This is a genomic window from Hymenobacter radiodurans (assembly GCF_004355185.1).
GTDB lineage: Bacteria > Bacteroidota > Bacteroidia > Cytophagales > Hymenobacteraceae > Hymenobacter > Hymenobacter radiodurans.
Genome location: NZ_CP037922.1, coordinates 2,531,105 through 2,552,156, shown reverse-complemented (window position 1 = coordinate 2,552,156; position 21,052 = coordinate 2,531,105). Strand labels below are relative to the sequence as shown.

The following is a 21,052-nucleotide window of genomic DNA, read 5'->3' as shown; positions in this document are numbered from 1 at the left end:
AAGTAGAGAGTGGGGGGCAAAATTTGCCCCCCACTCTCTACTTGCAAACTCACTGGTGATTTTACGCTCACTTTCCTTTCTCCTCGCATATGAAAAAGTGTTACAGTTTGCTGCTGCTCTTGCTGGCAGCGCTACCGGCATTGGCTCAAACCAAATCCAATCTGGCGTATTACCTGCCCCAGACGGTGACGTACAACCCAGCCATCCCCACGCCGGCTTCGGTGCTGGGCTTTGAAGTGGGGGAGTGGCATGTGAGCCACGACCAGTTGCTCATGTATATGCGGGCCGTGGACGCAGCTTCCGACCGCGTCACGCTCACGGAATACGCCCGCACCCACGAGCACCGGCCGCTAGTACTCCTGACGATTACCTCGCCCGAAAACCAGCGCAACATCGCGCAAATCAAGGCGGAGCACCACCAACTAACGGACCCTGCTGTATCGGGCCGACTCGATATTAGTAAGATGCCAGCCGTGCTCTGGATGGGGTACAGTGTGCATGGTAATGAGCCCAGCGGCACCAATGCCTCTCTGCTCGCCGTGTATTATCTGGCGGCTGCCCAAGGTCCAGCCATTGACGAGACGCTTCGCAATACGGTGATTCTGGTAGACCCTAGTATCAACCCCGATGGAATGAGTCGTTTTGCTGGTTGGGTAAATTCTCGGCGCGGCAAGAATCTCGTTACGGACCCCTACAACGTGGAGCAAAACGAAGTATGGCCAGGAGGTCGTTTCAACCACTATTGGTTTGATTTAAATCGCGATTGGCTGCCACTGCAGCACCCCGAATCGCGCGGCCGCTTGCAGCAGTTCCATGCGTGGAAGCCCAACTTGCTCACTGATCACCATGAGATGAGCAGCAATTCCTCGTTTTTCTTCCAGCCGGGAGTGCCTTCTCGAAAGCACCCGCTCACCCCCACCCGCAACTTCGAATTAACCAAGAGCATCGGTAATTACCACGCCAAAGCCTTGGACAAAATCGGTTCCCTCTACTTTACGGAAGAGAACTACGACGATTTCTACTACGGCAAGGGCTCTACTTATCCCGATGTGAATGGGGCAGTGGGCATTCTGTTTGAGCAGGCCAGCTCGCGGGGCCATGCCCAGGAAACCGTGAACGGAATCTTACGCTTTCCCTTTACGATTCGCAATCAGGTTGTTACAACGCTGTCTTCGATAGAGGCCGTGCAGGCCCTACGGCAAGACCTACTTGCCTATCAGCGTGACTTCTACCAAAAAGTAGCTGGCGAAGCTCGTGACCAGGGCGTCCGAGCTTACGTATTTGGCGCCGACCAAGACCCTGCTCGCAGCTATGAGTTGGCCCGGATAATCCGGCAGCATCAAATTGCAGTGTATCGCCCCAAAAGCGCGCTCACGGTTGGGGGCGTACATTTAGCCCCACCAATGCCTACGTCGTGCCCACCGATCAGCCGCAGTTCCGACTAATCCAAGCCATGTTCGAGACGCGCACGAAGTTTCAGGATAGTATCTTTTACGACATATCTGCCTGGACCTTGCCCTACGCATTTGGCTTGAACACGGCGGCGGTTACGAAGGACCCAAAGGCAGGGCTGCTGGGGCAGCGTCTCGACAGCGTTAGTTTTCCAGCGGGGAAGATTCTGGGGGACAAAAGTGCCTACGCGTATGCCTTTAGCTGGCATGGCTACTATGCCCCCGAGCGCTGAATACGCTGTTGGCCCGAAAAGTAAGCGTAAAGGTCGCCACGGAGCCCTTTTATATTGGCGACACCAAGATGGACTATGGCAGCATAATGGTGCCCGTAGCCGCCCAAACCCTAGCTCCAGATTCATTATATGCTTTGATGCAGCGGATTGCGGTGCAAAATGGGCTTGATGTGGTAGCCATTACGACGGGCTTGTCGCCTCAGGGTCTGAAGCTGGGCAGCGTGAACTTCGTCTCGTTGAAAAAGCCCGAGATTATGCTCTTGGCTGGTCAGGGCGTCAGCCCCACGGATATAGGGGAGGCGTGGCATTTGCTGGATAATCGGTTTGATATGACACCCAGCTTAGTAGCTCCCGAAGCATTAGACCGGGTGAACATAGACCGCTACACGGTCATTGTCGTGTCCGATGGCAGCTATGGCGGTATTACGCCCGCGAGTCGAGATAAACTGCGGGCTTGGGTGCAGCGCGGCAATACCTTGTTAGCCATCGGAGGAGGAGCCAAATGGGTGGCTGACAATGGCCTGTCGACCACTCGCTTTAAGGCGGCTAGAAACCCAACCACGCCGCTAGCCCCAGAAACGGCAGCCCCTCCGGCAACAGCTAATCAGCCGAATGCTGCGCCGGCTCCCTCGGCTTCATCGCGCCCCAGCGCCCCTAGTCCCGCCCTGCTACCGCAGCAGCCATACGTGGGTATGCGCAACACTGCTAGCGCCCAGGAAATATCGGGGGCCATTTTTAATGCTCGCCTCGATTTGACTCATCCTTTGGGCTACGGCTATGAGAATCCCGATGTGCACCTGTTTCGCGACAACAGACTGTTTATGGAACGCTCGGCGAGCCCGTACGCTAACCCGCTGATGTACACGGCTCAGCCGTTAGCCAGCGGTTTTATATCGAAAGCGAATGAGTTGAAGCTGCGCAACACGGCCGCCGTCGATATTACGGACGTGGGCGCTGGTCGAATTATTTCCTTAGTTGATAATCCCAATTTCAGGGCGTTCTGGTACGGCACCAATAAGTTATTTCTCAATAGCATCTTTTTTGGGCAATTCATGCGGGCTGGCAGCCCAACCCCAAGCGATGAATAGGCACCGAATACTAATGAGCCGATCTGAGGCTAGTCACTGTGGCGCTTGTGCGGCATCCGACATGCATCTTTTCGCCTAGCCTAGCCTAGCCTTCCCAACTCGTTGCAAATTGTAAGGCAACTCTTGTTGATCATTATGCTTCGCAAAACACCTCTATGGCGTAGTTTTGCTGGCTAGAATCCTTCTTCCCAATTTACATGACCGACCTACAAACCACTATCGAAGCCGCCTGGGACAACCGTGACCTGCTGCGCGACTCCGCTACCACCGACGCTATTCACGCCGTAATCGAAGAGTTGGACAAAGGCCGCCTGCGCGTGGCCCAGCCCGTCGCTGATGGCCAGTGGCAAGTAAATGACTGGGTGAAGAAAGCCGTCATCCTGTATTTCCCCATTCAGCAGATGGAAACGCTGGAGCTGAAGCCCTTCGAGTACCGCGACAAAATGCGCCTCAAAACTGGCTACGAAGCCCAGGGGGTACGGGTAGTGCCGCCCGCTACGGCTCGCTACGGTAGCTTTTTGGCTCCTGGCGTTATTCTGATGCCTAGCTACGTGAATATCGGCGCTTGGATAGGCGAGGGCACCATGGTCGATACGTGGGCGACGGTGGGCTCGTGTGCGCAGGTAGGCGCGCACGTACATTTGAGCGGTGGTGTAGGCCTGGGGGGCGTTTTGGAACCCGTGCAGGCTGCGCCGGTTATCATTGAAGATGGTGCTTTCATCGGCTCACGTAGCATTTTGGTTGAAGGCTGCCACATTGGGAAGGAAGCCGTAATTGGGGCGGGTGTCACGATTACCGGCAGCACCAAAATCATCGACGTAACTGGCTCTGAGCCCAAAGAGTACCGTGGCCACGTACCGGCGCGCTCAGTGGTTATTCCGGGCTCTTACGCCAAGCAATTTCCGGCCGGCGAGTTCCATGTGCCCTGCGCCCTGATCATCGGTCAGCGCAAGCCTAGCACCGATTTGAAAACTTCGCTGAATGACGCTTTGCGCGAGCACAACGTAGCCGTTTAGCTTAATAAGTGTCAGCTGACTTCCGTAGAGAAGAAAGCACAAAAGCCCCCAGAATAGCTCTGGGGGCTTTTGTGCTTTCTATCAAAGAAACCCATGATTTATATCAAAGCCAGCAGGAGCAGGAAGGGGTAATTTTCTTTCGTGCTGCTTGCTCGTCGGAGTAAGCAGCCGATTCTTACGAATTTGCTTATGCTGGCTACGCTTCATACTGCTTCCGCTACGGAGCCTGCCCGGCCCGAAGGAATACCCTACGGATTGAGTCCTGAGGAGGTACTTCTCCAAAGGCAGCGTTTCGGAAAAAACGTGCTGGCACCCGCCACTCGCCACCGGTTTTGGGCTATTGTGCGCGGTATTGCAACGGAACCTATGTTCATGTTGCTGGTCGTGACGGCCGGCATTTATCTCCTTATCGGTAGCTATTCCGAAGCCTATGTTCTGCTGGCTGCCACCGCGCTTGTTGCGGGCATCTCGCTGTATCAGGAGGCGCGAAGCGACCGGGCGCTACTTGCCTTGCAACAGCTGGCGCAGCCGCTAGCTCGCGTGCGGCGGGCTGGCCAGGATGTCGCGCTCCCGGCTGCCGACTTAGTGGTAAACGATATCCTGCTGGTGGCGGAAGGGGAGCAGGTGGGGGCTGATGGCGTACTGCTGGAAGCCCACGACTTGGAGGCCGATGAGTCATTTTTGACGGGCGAGTCGTTGTCGGTGAGCAAAGCGGCAGATGGGGAGCAGCAACTGTTTGCTGGCTCTTCGGTGGTGGGTGGTACGGGCGTTGTGCGGGTGACAGCCGTGGGGAGCCATACGCGGCTGGGCCACATTGGGGGGCTAATTTCGCAGGTGAAGACGCCACCTACGCCACTTCAGCAGCAGGTAAGCTCGTTTGTGCGCCGCATGGCCATGGTGGGCGGCGGGGCTTTTGTGGTCGTGTGGGCCTATAACTGGTGGGAGTCGGGGAGTCTGGCCCACGGCCTGTTGCATGGCCTGACGATTGCCATGGCCGTTTTGCCGGAGGAAATTCCGGTTGCGCTGTCGTCGTTTATGGCCTTGGGCGCGTGGCGACTAATGCAGCAGCGGCTGCTGACCAAGCAGCCGCAAACGGTAGAAACGCTGGGTTCGGCCACCGTTATCTGCGTAGATAAAACCGGCACGCTCACTCAGAATCGGATGGCGCTGAGTCAGGTATATTATCCCGGTCAGCTTGGCTCCATTGCTTTTGAGGAAAATAAAGAGATTTCCGCCCCGCTAGCCGACTTACTGGCCACGGCCATGTGGGCCAGCGAGCCTACGCCCTTCGATCCGATGGAGCAGGCCCTGCATCGAGCCTATGCCCAAACGGCTGTGCTCGATGAGCGCCCGGCTTACCGTATGGTGCATGAGTACCCGCTCGGAGAAAAGCCCCCCATGATGACGCACGTAGTTGCTCATCATGATGGCCGCCTCATTGTCGCCTGCAAGGGTGCTCCAGAAGGCATTATTGCCCGCTGCCGGCTACCCGAAACCGAGAAGGCTCAGGCCTTGGCTACGCTTATGCAGCTAGCCACAGCGGGTCTGCGGGTGCTGGGCGTGGCTCGCTGCACAACTATCCCGGAGGTATATCCGGCCTCACAGGCAGACTTCGCGTGGGAGTTCAAAGGGCTGGTTGCCTTCACCGATCCACCCAAGCCCACGGCGGCGGCCGTGCTCGGGCAGCTATACGAAGCAGGCCTACAGGTGAAAATGATTACCGGTGATAATGCGCTGACGGCCGCCGCCATCGCCCAACAGGTCGGACTGCGGCACAAGGAACAAGTGCTAACCGGTACTGAAGTAATGGCGCTGGACCCTACGGCGCTGGAGCAGCGAGTAAGCACCGTCGATTTGTATGCCCGCATGTTTCCGGAAGCCAAGCTGCGCGTGATTGAAGCCCTAAAAGCCAACGGCCAGGTGGTGGCCATGACCGGCGACGGAGTGAACGACGGGCCAGCGCTTAAGGCGGCCCACATTGGGGTAGCCATGGGCCACCGGGGCACGGAGTTGGCCCGGCAAGCAGCCGACCTGGTGTTGCTGGATGATGATCTGGCGGGGATGGTTACGGCCATCAGCTACGGTCGCCGGATTTATGACAACCTCAAAAAGGCGGTGCAGTATATCATTGCCATTCATATTCCGCTGATTCTCACCGTGCTGGTGCCGTCGTTGCTGGCCTGGCAGTATCCGGTGCTGCTGGGGCCGGTGCACGTCATATTCCTGGAGCTTATTATGGGGCCAACCTGCTCCATTATCTTCGAGAATGAGCCCATGGAGGCTGATACGATGCAACGCCCGCCCCGCCCCGTGACTACCACTTTTCTGCAACTCCAAGAGCTTGGTAGCAGCCTTGTGCAGGGACTTGTAATTGCGGCTGGCGTGCTGGGGCTGGCATTTTATGCCCAGCGGCTAGGATATTCGGAGACACTCACCCGCACCGTTACTTTCACGACTCTGGTGCTGGCCAACGTGCTGCTTACGCTCGTCAGCCGCTCACGCCACCACACGCTGCGCCGTACGCTCTATTACCACAATCCGCTGCTGCCTGCTATGCTGGCTCTCACCCTGACTTTGCTCGTGCTTTGCCTTACTGTGCCTGCTCTCCAGCAGCTTTTTCAGCTCCAATCGCTTACCTGGCTCCAACTGTTACTATGCGCCGCCGTGGCCGTTGTGAGTACGGGCTGGTTTGAATTTTATAAAGCCTTGCGAAGTCCTCAGCGCGGATCTCTTTCTAATGAGGCGCAACCAACCACCGGCACCAACTACACCGCTACTGTAAATACGAGGTAAGTAGCTGCTGCTCTTAGTCGTTTGAATGAGGAAATGTGCGCTTAGCGGCGGCCGGATCGTAGCCGGTGCCGCCGAAGAAGTACAGCATGACGGCGCGCGAATAGCGCAGCAATACGGGCGTAAATACCAGCACCGTAATGGACACCGTTACGATATACACCCACGTATCCGGGTCGCCAAAAAAGTTGTAGAGTAGCACCCCAACCATAATTACGATGCCGGTTGAAAAGGCATAGCTGATGTACATAGCACCCCAGTAAAAGCCGGTTTCGGGCTCGTACTGTAGTCCGCAAACGGGGCAGCTGGCGGGCATATCCGAAAATTTACTCAGGTTGAAAGCCGAGTGCGTAAAAAGGTCGCCACGATGACAGCGCGGACACTTTTGGGCCAGCAAGGCTAGGAGGGTAGAGTCGTGGGTAGCCATAAGGAAAATATAGGGGAGGTCGAGGAAAAGCAGCAAAGAACGAACGTCTTCGCACTGAAAGTAATAGCCAGCCCTCAAAAAGCTGGGATGGTACAATATTTATCCAAAAAAGCCCCCCAAACGTATCTGGGGGGCTTTTTTAGCTTGCGAATTAATAGGAAAACCTGTGACTTAGGCAGTCGCTTTTTTAAGCTTCTCGCCAAATACCGCTTTCACCTTATCCACTTTAGGCTTTACCACAAACTGGCAGTAAGGCTGGCTGCCGTTCAGGTTGAAGTAATTCTGGTGATAGTCTTCGGCGCGATAAAACGTGCTTAAGGGCAGAATCTCCGTCACGATGGGCTTGGGGAAAGCGCCTGCATCATTGAGTTTCTGCTTGTACTCCTCGGCCAAGCGCTTCTGCTCCTCGTTGTGGTAGTAAATGCCGGAGCGGTACTGGTCGCCTACGTCGTTGCCCTGGCGATTGAGGGTCGTTGGATCGTGGGTTTTCCAGAACACTTCAAGCAGCTCCTCAAAGGTGATTTTCTGGGGATCGAAGGTGATTTGCGTCACTTCGTTATGCCCCGTCAGGCCGCTGCAAACTTCTTTGTAAGTAGGGTTGGCGATGCGGCCGCCGGTGTAGCCCGACACGACTTTCTCCACGCCTTCCAGATTCTGAAAAACGGCCTCTACGCACCAGAAGCAGCCGGCGCCAAATGTTGCTTGTTCCATTATCAAAGGTTAGTCTAGGTTAGTTGGTAGCCAATTGCGCTGCTTTTTCAATAAAAGGCAGCGGCAGCTAGCTTCATTACTTACGTAGTAACAACATTAGAGTCATGAAAGGTTTGAAACTGCCTTTGCGTGAGGTGCAGTATAGGCTTCATGGACAAAAACGCAATGGCTCCCAATAGTTTACGGCAAGAAAAAGCCCCCCAGACCAGTCTGGGGGCTTTTTCTTGCCGTAAACTATTTCTGAAATAGAGAAGCAACTACCAGATCTTTGCTGCCCGGTGTGTGCGTATAGAAGCCTTCGCCCGACTTTACGCCCAGGCGGCCGGCCATTACCATATTCACCAACAGAGGGCAAGGGGCATACTTGGGGTTACCCAGGCCATCGTGCAGTACGCGCAGAATAGCGAGGCATACATCCAGGCCAATAAAATCGGCGAGCTGCAACGGGCCCATAGGGTGGGCCATGCCCAATTTCATCACAGTGTCGATTTCCTCCACGCCGGCCACGCCCTCAAACAGGGTATAAATCGCCTCATTGATCATGGGCATCAGAATGCGGTTGGCCACGAAACCGGGGTAGTCGTTTACTTCCGTGGGCGTTTTGCCAAGCTGGCGCGAAATGTCCATTACCTGCTGGGTCACGGCATCGGAGGTAACGTAGCCGCGAATAACCTCCACGAGCTTCATGACCGGAACCGGATTCATAAAGTGCATGCCAATTACCTGCTCGGCGCGCTTCGTGGCGGCGGCAATGCGTGTGATGGAGATAGAGGACGTATTGGAGGCCAAAATAGCCCCCTCAGGCGCGTATAGGTCGAGGTCGCGGAAGATTTGCAGCTTCAAATCTACGTTTTCAGTAGCTGCTTCAACCACGAGCTGCGCATTGGTGACACCTTCCGCAATGCTGGTGCGCGTGGTAATGCGACCTAGGGTGGCCGTTTTGTCATCTTCGCTGAGGCCGCCTTTGGCCACCTGCCGGTCTAAGTTTTTGCCAATAGTACCGAGGGCCTTATCCAGGGCCGGCTGCGAAATATCAATAAGCGTAACGGGAAATCCGTGCTGGGCAAAAACGTGAGCAATGCCATTGCCCATAGTACCCGAGCCAATAACGGCGACGTGGAGCATACAAAAAAGAAGTGGGTGGGAAGATGTAAGTGAAGGCCGGCGGGCCGGCGCGCAAAACTAATCTGAAAAGCAGCCAGCCCCAACTATACCCCCAGCGGCCCGCCCAGACGAGGCTATTCGCGAACGAAAAGGTCAATTATGTACAATCGTAAAAAAATAAGCTCAACTAATAAATGCGCATTGCAGCCCGTAGAGGGACTTTTGTGTCATATATGGGAGCGCTAATAAATAAATTGCGCTATGGAGATATATCTTTTTTGAAAAGCGTCGCGTACAAATCCGCAAATCGCTTGCTACTTGGTTTCCTAACCACAATCAACTAGCTCCCGACGAAATTGTTTTTCCCTCACCCTACACCTCAACCCTAATACCATGGGAAATCTCCTGTACATCATTGCCGTCATCCTCGTTATTATTTGGCTGCTCGGCTTCCTGGGCTTCAATAGCTTTGGCTTAGGCAACTTGATTCACATTTTGCTTGTCATCGCCATCATTGCCGTAGTACTGCGTTTGGTACGGGGCGGCACGGTTTAAATGCCCCTGCGTGAGTAGCTGTTAGGTGCTGCTCAAGCATCAAAGAGTCTTAAAACGAAAAGAGCCGCTGTTCCACCCGGAATAGCGGCTCTTTTGCGTTTCAGCCCGATTGGGGGGCTTTTTTGGTTATTTCAAATCAAACAGGAAGCTGAAGCGAATAACCGGCTGCCCATAGATATCGTCGAGGCCATCGTTGAAGTTGTAGAGCACCACAATATCGGCAGCGGCTCGGTCGCTGAAGCGGCTGCGGTAGCCCACACCTGCCAGAGGGGTATTCACGGTAATCTTACCGGTAGAAATAACGCCCGTATTCTGGTCCTGGAATAGCACTTCGGCCCGCGTTACTTCATATTCACCGTGTACAAAGAAGTCCTTATAAAAGATGAACTGAGCAAAGCCTTTTAAGCCAATATTGTTGGTTTGATAGCTAGAAGGCGTACCCGGTGCCCGAAACTGAGCAGGAATTGAGTAATTATTGAAAGCATACGATATGCCCGGCCCCACTGCTAGCCGCTCGTTAATACGGTATCCAATAGCGGGCGCGATGCTGGCGCTGAACTGACTGCCGTATGCTGAGCTGCCATTATAGCCAAGACCAAAGTTGGCGTACAAAAAGTACTTGCGTAGGGGCTTCGGCTGCTCCGAAGCCCGGCTACCCTCCGGAAACTCCAACCCTGAAGGGCTGTCTCTGTTCGGGCGAGTCTGGGTTGGTAAGGGTTGGTCTACGGGGGGGGGCGCCGGCACTGGCACGCTGGGCCGCGCCTCATACTCCTTCTGTGGGGCAGGAGTGGGCGTGGCGGGTACTGGTGCGGCCGGAGGGGCTGTATTTAGCTGCGGCTTAGCCGGGGCCGGCCGAGCTGTAGTGTCGGTTTGGGCCAAAGCAGCGGCCGGAGCCATCAATAGGGCGGCCCCAGCCAGGGCCCACGGGAGCAGGATGCGTTTCATAGATAGCTACAACGAGCTTAAGACACAAGTTGGTACATACGCTGGCGTTGAGCCTTAATGGTCTCATCCGCCAGGTATTCTTCGTAGCTCATGCGCCGGTCAATGATGCCGTCGGGCGTAAGCTCGATAATGCGATTGGCAATCGTTTCAATAAACTGTAAGTCGTGCGATACGAACAGCAGCGAACCGGTGTAATCGCGTAGGCTATTGTTAAGCGCCGTAATGCTTTCCAGATCAAGGTGGTTCGTTGGGTCGTCGAGCACAAGTACGTTGCCGCTCTCCAGCATCATCTTCGATAACATGCAGCGCACTTTTTCGCCCCCGCTCAGTACGTTCGACTTCTTCAACGACTCTTCGCCCGAGAATAGCATACGGCCCAAGAAGCCCCGGATAAAGCTTTCGTCTTTCTCCGTAGAGTACTGACGCAGCCAATCCACCAAGTTCAGGTCGGTATCGAAGAACTCATGGTTTTCGCGTGGGAAGTAGGACGGCGTAATAGTCGTGCCCCACTTGAAATTGCCCGTATCCGGCCGAATCTGCTCGAACAGGATATCAAATAGGAGGGAAGGAGCCCGGTCGTCGCGGCTGATGATGGCGACTTTATCCTTTTTATCGAGCGAGAAGGTAACGTTGCGGAATACCGTTTGGCCGTCCACCTTTTTGCTTAGGTTTTCAACCGTCAATAGTTGGTTGCCGGCTTCACGCTCCGCTTTGAAAGCAATGTACGGGTAGCGGCGCGAGCTAGGCTTGATGTCTTCCAACGTCAGCTTTTGCAGCAGCTTCTGGCGCGACGTAGCCTGCTTACTCTTACTGGCATTAGCCGAGAAGCGGCGCACAAATTCCTCCAATTCTTTACGCTTGTCGTCGGTCTTCTTGTTGGCGTCCTGCTTCTGCTTCATGGCCAGCTGGGAGCTTTCATACCAGAAGGAATAGTTGCCAGGGTACATGGTCAGCTTCGAGAAGTCGAGGTCGGCCATATAGTTACACACGGCGTCGAGGAAGTGGCGGTCGTGGCTGACCACGATCACCGTGTTCTGAAACGAGTCGAGGAAGTTTTCAAGCCACAGTACCGTCTCGGCATCCAAGCCGTTGGTTGGCTCGTCAAGCAGCAAAACGTCGGGGTTACCGAACAAGGCTTGCGCGAGCAGCACCCGTACTTTGTCGGAGCCGCCGAGGTCCGCCATCATGGTGTAGTGCTTATCTTCACCAATGCCCAGGCCCGACAGCAATTCAGCCGCTTCATACTCCGCATTCCAGCCTTCGAGGTCGGCAAATTCGCCTTCCAGCTGCGCGGCCCGCTCGCCGTCAGCGTCAGAGAAGTCAGCTTTAGCGTAAAGAGCGTCTTTCTCCTCCATTACCTTCCACAGGCGCGTGTGACCCATAATCACCGTTTGGAGAACGGGATATTGGTCGTAGGCAAACTGATCCTGGCGCAGCACCGAAAGACGGGCACCGGCTGGCATATTCACCGAGCCAGTGTTGGGCTCAATCTCGCCGGATAATATCTTTAGAAACGTGGATTTACCAGCTCCGTTGGCGCCAATGAGGCCATACACGTTGCCGGGCATGAACTTAATGGTAACATCTTCAAACAATATGCGCTTACCGTAGCGCAGACTTACATTGGAGGTACTAATCATAGAAGTGTAGATGCTGAAAACGAAAAATCGTTGTTGCCAACCTTGGAATAAGGACAATTCGGCGCGCAAAAGTACGCAAAATGCCCTGCGCATACGCTGTCTGGCTTACTACCAACGTCAAAATAGACAATCAGGCGAAGACAGTGTAGTGCTCATACTCAATAATTTGGCTCTGAAAAAAGCCCCCTAAGGTGTCACAAGCCAAAAAAAAAGTTGGCTTGCACAACATCCCGCCGGATAAAAGAGTATAAAAAGCAATTGGAAATGCTAATCTTAGGCGGGTAACTAACAGTTATGGCTGCCCAAGCAGTTCCTCTACCTCACTGATTCACCTTTTCACCTTTTCCCCTTACCTGTATGGGTGCGTTTCGATTAACCGCCGAAAACAATGGAGTTCGCGTAGGTCTGTTTACGGGCGTTGCGATGATGGCTTATTTCCTGATCGCCAATTTGCTAGGCTTTGTTCGCATCGAATATAGCTTCCTGAACGCCGCTATCTTGGCCGTTGGAGCCTGTGTAGCCATTGCGAGGCTTAAGCGCGAGAAGGGCGATAAGCTACCCTATCTGCAAGGTTTTGGTACAGGCATCGTCACGGCGCTTGTTGCTTCCGTCGCCTTTGGCTTATTCTTTATTATCTATTCCTCCATCAATCGTGATTTTATGGAGCAGACGCAAGCGCAGGATCTTTTTGGTTTCGATTTGTCTGTAACCATCGCTTTTTTGGCCATTGTGCTCCAAGGTGTAATGGGTGGTATGATCGTTTCACTTATTGCCATGCAGTACTTCAAAAGCCCTGATCATAAGCCCATGAAAGGAATTGAGTAGTCGCTAGCTATACAAATAGGTATATAAAAAAGCCCCCAGAATCATTCAGGGGGGCTTTTTTGTGTGGTCATATTCAGCAAACGCTTGCGGTACGCAGTTTATAGATGAAGTGGATTGGACCCAACATAGAAAATATTTAAAATCTTTTGTTAGTTATACTAATAGCATATATATTTGTACTATATGTAAGGCGGGGCAAACAAAACCTTTTTATTGTCCATTCGTTACAGCGTTAGTTTCCCGAAATAGCCTACCACTTTCGTTCCTTCTCCCTTTCTATGAAATCAATAGTTTTACTCGCACTTATTTTAGGTTGTTTTTGCAGTTCAGCCACTGCCCAAAAGCGGGATGTATATGCTGAGCGCCCCGGTAGCTTGATGCCTTCTTTGGCTCGAGTAGATGACCTCACCCGCGATATGAGTAGCAATCTTCGTCTCAATGAAGCTCAGTATATCCGGTTGCGCTCCGTCAATCAGATCAAGCTTGCCCGTCTGGATGAGATTGAGTACGAATACACCGATGCGGAGCAACGTCGGCAAAAAGCCGCTGAGCTAGAGGCACAGTACGAAGCTGAGTGCAGCCGTATCCTAACCCCTCGCAATTAAGCGTCTTTCGCGCCGAGCAAAACCTACAACCAGATCAGCCTACTAAGAACGATGCGCACGAAGGCGGATTAGGCTAACCTACTTTCGCTTTCTGCTGAAGAAGACTTCTCTGAACTACCAAAAAGCCCCCGGAAATCACTCCGGGGGCTTTTTGGTAGTTCAGAGAAGTCTGGGCCTGCTGCCACGATAATGCTTACGCAGTGCTTTAGGATGGTGGTACTGCTAAGGGACGTTCGTACAATACCTCGGTTACTACCCCTAAAGGACCGAAGCGCAGGGTGAGCTTATTGGCCGTGGAGCGCTGATGGCTCGGCTCACACTGGGTGCCAGGCTCCACATAATAGTAATAAGTTTTCTCAGTCTGGGCGCTTAGTTCTTCCTCGTCGGGGCGGCCGAGAATCTTGTCGATGCTGGCAATGCGGGCGCCGTAGAGCTGGTCCCGGTAACGGTTCAGCGCAGGCAATTGCGCAGCTCGCTTGTTCAGGCAAGCATAAGGGTCGCTACGCCATGCCGCATCATCAAAGCCTTCCATTTTGGGTAATGTGTGCCCACAAGCGCTTACAAGCAAAGTGGCTGCTCCGGCCACAAAAAAACGGAATAGGTGCATAGGCTGACAAGCGCAAAGAGTAAGCGGCAGGCAGGCCATCAATGGGCTGATTTTCGACGCTATGCCGCTAAGCTACTTGTTAGAAACCGAACGGAAGGTGATAAGTTGGTTAGAACAGGTCAGAAGATGGGGCTGAAGGCTTAAAATCGGAAATAGCCTTCTCCTGCTCCCAATACTCAAGCTGGTCGGGGGTGAGGCGGGCCGCCATAAATTCGCGTAGATAGATACCACGCCGCTCCAAGCAAAAGAGTTGAAACTGTGGCAGGAGGCATGTCATATCGAGGCCTTGCTGCTTGTACCGGCGACGGTTATCTGCGTCCAGCGTGTCAAGCCAGTCGTTAAAGTCAGTTTCAGTAGGATAAAGCTCACGGGCCTGTCGGTAATAGGCAGCCGTAGCACGCGCGATTAAGTGCGGCAAGGAAGACATGAATAAGAGAAATGCAAAGGCGGAAGCAGGGAGCGGGGCGTGGTACTGTTAAGCGTACTAGGTATGCGAAATCTGTAAAAAATTCGTGTCAGAAATTGTGATGAAAAACAAGATGTTATGCCAAGACCAACAGTCAGGGATAAACCAACTGCTGCGTAATATCCTGAAATTAACCCTTAATTCTGCTAAAATTCTACCTATACAGGGCAGAAAGTTGATTTTGGGTGTTAAAAGAAGGAAGAATTAAAGTATCAAATTGACTTAATATTGCTTAGTAAAAGACAATTTAATGCTTAAAATTAAGGATAATTTCTGCATAAACAACAAGTAGGCCAGCTTATTAAAGACGTTATTTTAAAATGTAATTATTTTGTTCTCATCAGATTCAAATTTGCTTGTGTTGATAATGACCCACTTTCATTTCAAATGAAAGCAAATAGCATCGCTGTGACAGCTAAAACAGACTGAAGCTTTGGAGATGCATAGTAATCCTCCAAAATGAGTTGTCCTAAGTGCTATGGTTGCAGTATGCATTAAACACTCTTCCTATTTCCCAGCTATAACACGCTTTTTGCATTAATTGCTGACCACGCTGCTGTAAGGTCATCATTGTGTCATACAATTTCTCGGTCGCTGGCACAATGGCCCTGATATGACGCGTTAGCAGCGTAATTTGTTGACCGTTGCTGTAGTAAAGCGTCAGCTCAGCACCTTCCAAAGGTTGAGGAACCCGGACGCTGAGCGTAGCAGGAGGCTGACGAGATGTGAAAAGCAGAAACAATGTGAGGCGAGCCAAAAGCTGCTGCTGAATGTGAGGCGGAATTTCAGCGGAGTGCATTAAAGGCCGTAATTCACAATGCAGTTGTTTGGATAAAGCGCTAAACGTTGTCATAAATAGTTGTATGACAAGAGTAAACTATAGACCCGCTTACCCAAGCGGATCCGTTGCAGTAGGTGGGAGGGGCGGCGAATGCAAGAATTTTATAACGCTGGGCTAATTATATTGTATAATACAGAGAAAATAATAGAAAGTTGTATTGTATTTCACCAAATTTTGTAGTAGCGAACTGATCGTTTTTAAGGCTTGGCTAGTATTGACAACAAGCTTTCGGCTACGCAATGCTGGAAAAAACACGCTTTTTTGCTATTTGATACCTTACTCATAAAATGAGTTAAAAGTGTTTTACGCAATAATTTTTGCCTTATGATGTTAAGATTGAAGGGCCCGAATTTTGCCTAAGCCCTGTTTTACCCTATTTCCGCAACAAAAGCTCCAGCCGATAATGCGCACACCGACTGCCTTCGCTTGCCTGTCCTTGAGTCTCTTATCTCTCTTTTGCCCCCCAGAAGCTATTCCTGCCGCCAAACCCAATGCCGCCGCCGACAACACCGTGGAATCGGCTCTGAGCGAAAACCGGCGTGCTACTTATTTAGCCGCTTTTGAGCAGCACACGCTACATACGTACGCTTTAGCTGGCCTCCCGGCGTCCAGCCTTCCCCTCGATGTGTATCGGCAGGCGCTGATGGGCTATTACCAGCTTCAAAAGCGCGGCTTGGCTAATCCGGCCAAAAACACGCTTACTATTATCGACTTCAATCGTTCCAGCCGGTTGAAGCGGCTGTGGGTTATTGATTTACAGAAGTCGCGGGTAGTTCATCATACGCTGGTTGCCCACGGCATAAACACGGGCGAGGAGTTTGCGCAAGCATTCTCCAATCGGGTGGGCTCGGAGATGAGCAGCTTGGGTTTTTACGTAACAAGTCACACCTACACCGGAAAGCACGGCTTGTCCTTACGTTTGCGCGGCGTAGACCCCAGCTACAATACAAATGCGGCCAGCCGAGCCGTGGTGGTACACGGCGCTGACTATGTATGTGAAGAATTTGTGCAACGTCATGGTCGGCTGGGGCGTAGCCAGGGTTGCCCCGCGCTGCCCATGAAAGAAAGCAGTGCTATTATCAGAACCATAAAGGATGGCACTGTATTGTTTGCCCACGCGCCGTCCGGCGTCAGCTACGATTCTGACTGGCTCGAATTAGATCCCGCTTTGCAGGCTTTCGCTCAAGTGAAAGGGCTAAACTAGCCAATGACTTCTTTCATAAAAAAGCCCCCAGAACTAGTTCTGGGGGGCTTTTTTATGAAATATTACGCTCAACAAGTAGTCTTTCGCTTAAGCCCGGTCGCTGGTAGTTTTCACCAGGTTGATGCCAGCAAAGAAGAAAATGAGGCCCACGATGAAGGGTACTAGGCTATTAATCTTGCTAAGATTCACGCCAGCTATGCCTAGGAAGCCTAAGGCCGCGTAAATAATGCCGATGATACCCAGGATGGTGAGGATGGCGCCGAAGGTGCGTTTCTGATTCATAAGAGAGGGAGATTAGGGAGTACAACTGAACAACAGGAACCGGTTGTGGACCTGTTTTGCGCCTGATACGCTAATCAGGACAAATTGGGTGCCTCTTGGTAGCAACCCTGCTGCTGAGTGCGCGTTAGAAGCCCGGCGGCCCACTTTAAAGTCGCCTTTTCCCTCCCTTAATTCTCCCTACTACCATGAGAGGAAACCTTCGTTATTTGATTGCCCTGGCCGTCGCAGCCTTTTCTTTTGTGACTTATTACTGTAACCGCCAGACGAACCCCGTGACCGGTGAAGTGCAGCACGTGAACATGACTACGGAGCAAGAAATTGCCCTCGGTTTGCAGGCCGCTCCCCAGATGGCCCAGCAATACGGCGGTCTGCACCCCGACCAGCAGGCGAGCGCGGCCGTAAAGCGCATTGGCGCTGCGCTGGTGCAGTCGTCCAAAGCCGACCAGTCGCCCTACAAATTCGATTTCCATTTGCTGGCCGATGAGCAGACCATCAATGCGTTTGCCTTGCCTGGCGGACAAGTATTTATCACGGCCGGCTTGCTGAAAAATATGAAGACAGAAGGGCAGGTGGCCGGCGTGTTGGCCCATGAAATTGGTCACGTAATTGGTCGCCATTCCGCCGAGCAATTGGCCAAATCGCAGCTGACGCAAGGCCTGGCTGGCGCCGCCACCATTGCCTCCTACGACCCCGATAGTCCCGGTAGTTCCATTGGCAAAGCGGCCGTAGCGGCGGCTATTGCCAAGGTGGTATCGTTGCGCTTTGGGCGTGAAGATGAGCTCGAATCGGACCGCTTGGCCGTGCAATACACCGCCGATGCCGGCTACGATCCCCGCGCTATGATTCAGGTAATGGAAATTCTGGCTCAGAGCGGTGGCCAAAGCCGCGGCCCTGAGTTCATGAGCACGCACCCCGATCCGGGCAACCGCGTGGGCGTGCTGGAGAAGGAAATCACGGAGCGCTTCCCCGGCGGTGTCCCCAGCGGATTGAAGCAATAATCACTTAACTCGAACAGAAAAGGGGGAGACGGAAGGCGGAGTTTAGGAAACTCAATATACGCCTCACGCCTCCTCCTTTTTTCTTAAAATCTATTGCAATGGCTGCTGAATCGACTCCCCACCTGCATTCGCTGCTGTTTGTCCTCAATCCGATTTCCGGCGACATCGATAAGCAGAACATAGAAACCACCGTCACGGAGTTCTGCTCGCAACGCGGACGCCAAGCCGAGTTTTTCCATACCTCCGGCGAAAACGACCTCGACAAACTCAAGGCTCATTTAGCTGCCAACTCCTACGATGCCGTGTTTGCTGCCGGTGGCGATGGCACCGTGAACTTAGTGGGCGAGGCATTGCTGGGGGGCAAAATTCCGCTGGGAATCCTGCCCTTGGGTTCGGGCAATGGCTTGTCCAAAGACTTGAGTATTCCGCAAGATATGAACGGTGCTCTGGACGTGATTTGGCAGCACAAGCTGCGCGCGCTCGATACTCTGCACGTAGGAGGAAATTTTTCGGTTCACCTCGCTGATTTGGGCTTTAATGCGCTGGTCGTAGAGCGCTTTTGCAACGGTGACACCCGCGGGCCGGGCGCTTATATTCGGATTGCCCTGCAGGAATACCTGAGCTACGAGCCGGTTACCTATCGTATCGAAACTGACCGCGAGCAGTTTGAAGGGCCTGCGTTTATGCTCACTATTGCCAACGCCACTACCTTCGGCAGCAACGTGGTAATTAACCCCGATAGCCACCTCGACGACGGTGAGTTTGAACTGTGCCTGATTGAGCCATTTCCGGCCACGGCATCCCTAGGCATTCTGTATCATCTCTACACCGACGCCTTCGATACCTCCGTGTACACTCGCCGATTGCGCTGCCGCCGCGCCAGCATTCAAGTGCCAGGGCAGCCGCGCGTACTAGTGCAGGTAGACGGTGAACCTCTGGAGTTGGATACGCCCGTTGAGGTAAAGATTAATCCGCGGAGCTTGCAGGTGCTGACGCCCGCGCTGACGTAGACGCCACACCAGAAATGCCCCCCAGTCCGCTTAGTAGGCGCCGCCGAAATGGTTCGAGCGCGCGCTCAGTGCCGTCGGCGTTGCCGGGCTCCAGCGTACGTAGCCAGGCTTCCCCATTCTCGTAAAAGTCGAGCGTAAAGAACCCCTTGTGCTCGTGGGTGAAGGTAGCTTTGCCGCCCTTGCCCACGTACGCCGTTTTGCTGCCCGAGCCACTAACTAAGTAGTGACCATTCTTGTAAGCAAAGTATTGCAGGTTGTGGTCGTGGCCGGCGGCGTAGATGATATTCGGGAATTGATGCAGCACGCGCAGCAAGCGGCGGCGCATCTTGCGGTAGCGTGGGTGAGCCATATCCTCCTCCGCGCCCACTACTCGCCGATACATTGGAAACAGGGAGCCTACGCCCGGCAGTGGCACATAGGCCCGCTTATGCACAGCCGTAAGGGGAAATACGTGTTGCTTTGTCGTGAATTGCCCCCCGTGCATGGCATTGGAGTAAAGCGGGTGGTGCCCGGCCACCACAATCTGCTGATGGCGGTTGGCTTCTAGTAGCAGCAGTAGTTGCTGGAAAGGCATACGGCTATCCGTGGCCTTGCAGCCGTAGGCCGCTCCCAGCGGACGCGTGCCGTGCTGCACCCACCACTGCGTATTCAGCACCACGAGCAATAGGTTGTCGGCCAGCTGCACGGTTACGGGGTCGGGGCAGCCGCCGGGGGGCAAATACTGGGCTCCGGGCAAGTGTTCGCGCACGTAGGCCTCTTGGCGTAGCAGATATTGGAAACCGTCGCTGCGGCCCTTGTTCCAATCGTGGTTGCCACTCAAAAACACCACCCGACCCGGGTAGCGCAAGGCATCGAGTTGAATATCCAAGCGTCGCTCCGCCGCTGCCCGGCCGCTAGAAGCTTCGGCAGGCAAACCCGTGGGGTACACATTATCGCCTAGTATAACCACAGTGCTATTTTCGCCAGCTTCCTCCAGCCAACCATGCAGCAGATTCAATACCGGGTCGCGGCCGTCGGTAGCTACGGCGCCTAAATCGCCCACCAGCGCAATGCGGTGGCGCAACGGCGACGCTGGGTCGGGCCGGTGCTGTTCCCAGTCGCGCACGGCCGGGGCTACGTAGGGCAGGCGTCTGTAGCGGCGCTCCTGCAAATAGCGCCACAGCAGCCACGCCACCAGCACTAGGTTGATCCCCAGCAGAATGTAGAAAAGAAGGGTAGGAGTTGGCAAAGCGAATAATCAGATGTACAGAGGCTTATACGCACCACTGGCAGCGTAGTATAGAAGCATCTGGTATGAGTAAGTGTTTCAGGCAAGTTTTAAGCATCAGAGCCACCTGCTGACCGCCTCGAAGCCAGCGCATGACGTCAGTTTTCGTAATAGTGACTGAGAGCCCTAACAAATACTCACTAATCAACGCTTTAAAAAAGCCCCCCAACCACTGTTTGATCAGTTGCTGGGGGGTAATAGAAAAGTATGCTGCTCAATTATTTCCACCGACTGATAAACTGGTCGAAGGCCTCACGGTACCCGTCGCTGACGGGGATTGTTTCCGCCCCGATCTGCACCGTGCCGCGCCCAATAGCGGTAATATGCTGCAGCCCCACGATATACGAGCGGTGGATACGCATGAACTGCCGCGCCGGTAACCGCTCTTCCAGGGCCTTCAGGCTCAGCAGCGACAACAGCGGCCGGGCCTCACTGCGGCGGTGTACTTTCACGTAGTCCTTCAGGCCCTCCACGTACAGAATATCCTGATAGGGAACCCGCACCAGCTGATATTCAACTTTCAGATATAAGTAATCTTCCTCCACCGCCGCCGCGGGCGCCGGTACGGACGGGGCATTCGGAACGGAGGAAGTAGCCGACTGCTTGAGCGCGGCGTAGGTTTGTGCTTTTTGGGCAGCCCGCAAAAATTCCTCATAGGTGAAGGGCTTCAGCAGATAATCCAGCGCATCCACCTTGTAGCCCTCCAGCGCATAGTGATTGAACGCGGTGGTAAACACCACCCGCGGCGCGTTGCCGCCCGGTCCCCGGTCCAGCACGCGAGCCAGTTCCAGCCCATTCAGGTCAGGCATCTGAATATCCAGAAAGAGCAAGTCGACCGGCGTGGATTGCTGCTGCAAGCCGCGTAACGCCGCCACTGCACTGCTATAAGTGCCCACAAGCTGCAAAAACGGCGTTTGCTCGATAAAGTGAGTAACCAGTTTGAGGGCCAGCGGTTCGTCGTCGACGGCAATGCAGGTGAGCGTCATA

Annotated in this window: 22 protein-coding genes; 11 read left to right on the top strand and 11 right to left on the bottom strand. The window is 53.7% G+C overall.

The genetic code is table 11. The features are described from left to right. Window positions 1-89 precede the first annotated feature (89 nt). From EPD59_RS22560 to EPD59_RS11920, 5 genes are all read left to right on the top strand, one after another. On the top strand, window positions 90-1,445 hold the full coding sequence (locus tag EPD59_RS22560) for a M14 family metallopeptidase (protein WP_240731378.1): 1,356 nt from the start codon (window positions 90-92) through the stop codon (window positions 1,443-1,445). Beyond that, window positions 1,415-1,684 (top strand): hypothetical protein, encoded by a 270-nt coding sequence (locus EPD59_RS22555; RefSeq protein WP_240731377.1) that lies wholly within the window; start codon window positions 1,415-1,417, stop codon window positions 1,682-1,684. Before EPD59_RS22560 ends, EPD59_RS22555 begins: the two co-directional genes overlap by 31 nt. 8 nt (window positions 1,685-1,692) lie before the next feature. Further along, window positions 1,693-2,772, top strand: a complete 1,080-nt coding sequence (locus tag EPD59_RS22550; protein WP_240731376.1) for a DUF4350 domain-containing protein — start codon at window positions 1,693-1,695, stop codon at window positions 2,770-2,772. 197 nt (window positions 2,773-2,969) lie between these two features. After that, entirely contained in the window at window positions 2,970-3,788 is an 819-nt protein-coding gene (locus tag EPD59_RS11925; protein WP_133272981.1) for a 2,3,4,5-tetrahydropyridine-2,6-dicarboxylate N-succinyltransferase, read from the top strand. Window positions 3,789-3,977: 189 nt separating this feature from the next. Continuing rightward, window positions 3,978-6,581: a cation-translocating P-type ATPase gene (locus tag EPD59_RS11920; protein WP_133272980.1), complete on the top strand. Its 2,604-nt coding sequence runs from the start codon at window positions 3,978-3,980 to the stop codon at window positions 6,579-6,581. 13 nt (window positions 6,582-6,594) lie between these two features. Here the strand turns inward: EPD59_RS11920 and EPD59_RS11915 are convergent, their stop codons facing one another. The 3 genes from EPD59_RS11915 to EPD59_RS11905 all read right to left on the bottom strand — a co-directional run bounded on the left by EPD59_RS11915 (window position 6,595) and on the right by EPD59_RS11905 (window position 8,841). Then, window positions 6,595-7,005, bottom strand: a complete 411-nt coding sequence (locus EPD59_RS11915; RefSeq protein WP_240731375.1) for a DUF983 domain-containing protein — start codon at window positions 7,003-7,005, stop codon at window positions 6,595-6,597. Window positions 7,006-7,176: 171 nt separating this feature from the next. Then, a complete protein-coding gene (gene msrA / locus EPD59_RS11910; RefSeq protein WP_133272979.1) occupies window positions 7,177-7,716 on the bottom strand; it encodes a peptide-methionine (S)-S-oxide reductase MsrA in 540 nt (179 codons plus the stop codon). Window positions 7,717-7,950: 234 nt separating this feature from the next. Continuing rightward, window positions 7,951-8,841, bottom strand: coding sequence for a 3-hydroxyacyl-CoA dehydrogenase family protein (locus EPD59_RS11905; RefSeq protein WP_133272978.1), 891 nt, complete (start codon window positions 8,839-8,841; stop codon window positions 7,951-7,953). 372 nt (window positions 8,842-9,213) lie between these two features. Between EPD59_RS11905 and EPD59_RS11900 the strand changes: the two genes are divergently transcribed. Beyond that, complete coding sequence (locus EPD59_RS11900) at window positions 9,214-9,375, top strand: lmo0937 family membrane protein (RefSeq protein ID WP_133272977.1); 162 nt, start codon at window positions 9,214-9,216, stop codon at window positions 9,373-9,375. A gap of 126 nt (window positions 9,376-9,501) precedes the next feature. On the opposite strand, the gene EPD59_RS11895 is transcribed toward EPD59_RS11900, so the two are convergent. Together EPD59_RS11895 and EPD59_RS11890 are read right to left on the bottom strand one after the other, a co-directional pair. Further along, the gene (locus EPD59_RS11895) at window positions 9,502-10,320 is read right to left on the bottom strand and encodes a hypothetical protein (protein ID WP_133272976.1); all 819 of its coding nucleotides are present in this window, start codon (window positions 10,318-10,320) and stop codon (window positions 9,502-9,504) included. A 17-nt stretch (window positions 10,321-10,337) separates the two neighbouring features. Then, complete coding sequence (locus EPD59_RS11890) at window positions 10,338-11,960, bottom strand: ABC-F family ATP-binding cassette domain-containing protein (RefSeq protein ID WP_133272975.1); 1,623 nt, start codon at window positions 11,958-11,960, stop codon at window positions 10,338-10,340. Window positions 11,961-12,317: 357 nt separating this feature from the next. Here EPD59_RS11890 and EPD59_RS11885 point away from each other — a divergent pair, with 357 nt between their 5' ends. Together EPD59_RS11885 and EPD59_RS11880 are read left to right on the top strand one after the other, a co-directional pair. Further along, window positions 12,318-12,785, top strand: a complete 468-nt coding sequence (locus EPD59_RS11885; RefSeq protein WP_133272974.1) for a DUF4199 domain-containing protein — start codon at window positions 12,318-12,320, stop codon at window positions 12,783-12,785. A gap of 278 nt (window positions 12,786-13,063) precedes the next feature. Then, entirely contained in the window at window positions 13,064-13,390 is a 327-nt protein-coding gene (locus EPD59_RS11880) for a hypothetical protein (protein ID WP_165963569.1), read from the top strand. 205 nt (window positions 13,391-13,595) lie between these two features. On the opposite strand, the gene EPD59_RS11875 is transcribed toward EPD59_RS11880, so the two are convergent. The 3 genes from EPD59_RS11875 to EPD59_RS11865 form a co-directional block, all read right to left on the bottom strand. Continuing rightward, a complete protein-coding gene (locus tag EPD59_RS11875; RefSeq protein ID WP_133272972.1) occupies window positions 13,596-13,997 on the bottom strand; it encodes a hypothetical protein in 402 nt (133 codons plus the stop codon). Window positions 13,998-14,106: 109 nt separating this feature from the next. Then, window positions 14,107-14,424: a hypothetical protein gene (locus tag EPD59_RS11870; protein ID WP_133272971.1), complete on the bottom strand. Its 318-nt coding sequence runs from the start codon at window positions 14,422-14,424 to the stop codon at window positions 14,107-14,109. Between the two features lie 508 nt (window positions 14,425-14,932). After that, entirely contained in the window at window positions 14,933-15,262 is a 330-nt protein-coding gene (locus EPD59_RS11865; RefSeq protein WP_133272970.1) for a hypothetical protein, read from the bottom strand. Between the two features lie 478 nt (window positions 15,263-15,740). Between EPD59_RS11865 and EPD59_RS11860 the strand changes: the two genes are divergently transcribed. Continuing rightward, window positions 15,741-16,508, top strand: a complete 768-nt coding sequence (locus tag EPD59_RS11860; protein ID WP_165963568.1) for a murein L,D-transpeptidase catalytic domain family protein — start codon at window positions 15,741-15,743, stop codon at window positions 16,506-16,508. Between the two features lie 87 nt (window positions 16,509-16,595). On the opposite strand, the gene EPD59_RS11855 is transcribed toward EPD59_RS11860, so the two are convergent. After that, on the bottom strand, window positions 16,596-16,790 hold the full coding sequence (locus EPD59_RS11855) for a hypothetical protein (protein WP_133272968.1): 195 nt from the start codon (window positions 16,788-16,790) through the stop codon (window positions 16,596-16,598). Between the two features lie 239 nt (window positions 16,791-17,029). Here EPD59_RS11855 and EPD59_RS11850 point away from each other — a divergent pair, with 239 nt between their 5' ends. Beyond that, on the top strand, window positions 17,030-17,788 hold the full coding sequence (locus EPD59_RS11850; protein ID WP_240731374.1) for a M48 family metalloprotease: 759 nt from the start codon (window positions 17,030-17,032) through the stop codon (window positions 17,786-17,788). 98 nt (window positions 17,789-17,886) lie between these two features. After that, window positions 17,887-18,798, top strand: coding sequence for a diacylglycerol/lipid kinase family protein (locus EPD59_RS11845; protein ID WP_165963567.1), 912 nt, complete (start codon window positions 17,887-17,889; stop codon window positions 18,796-18,798). Here EPD59_RS11845 and EPD59_RS11840 read toward each other — a convergent pair. Then, window positions 18,755-20,026 (bottom strand): metallophosphoesterase, encoded by a 1,272-nt coding sequence (locus tag EPD59_RS11840; RefSeq protein ID WP_133272966.1) that lies wholly within the window; start codon window positions 20,024-20,026, stop codon window positions 18,755-18,757. The two genes, EPD59_RS11845 and EPD59_RS11840, sit on opposite strands and share 44 nt — an antisense overlap. 257 nt (window positions 20,027-20,283) lie before the next feature. After that, window positions 20,284-21,051 (bottom strand): LytR/AlgR family response regulator transcription factor, encoded by a 768-nt coding sequence (locus tag EPD59_RS11835; RefSeq protein WP_133272965.1) that lies wholly within the window; start codon window positions 21,049-21,051, stop codon window positions 20,284-20,286. Window position 21,052 lies beyond the last annotated feature (1 nt).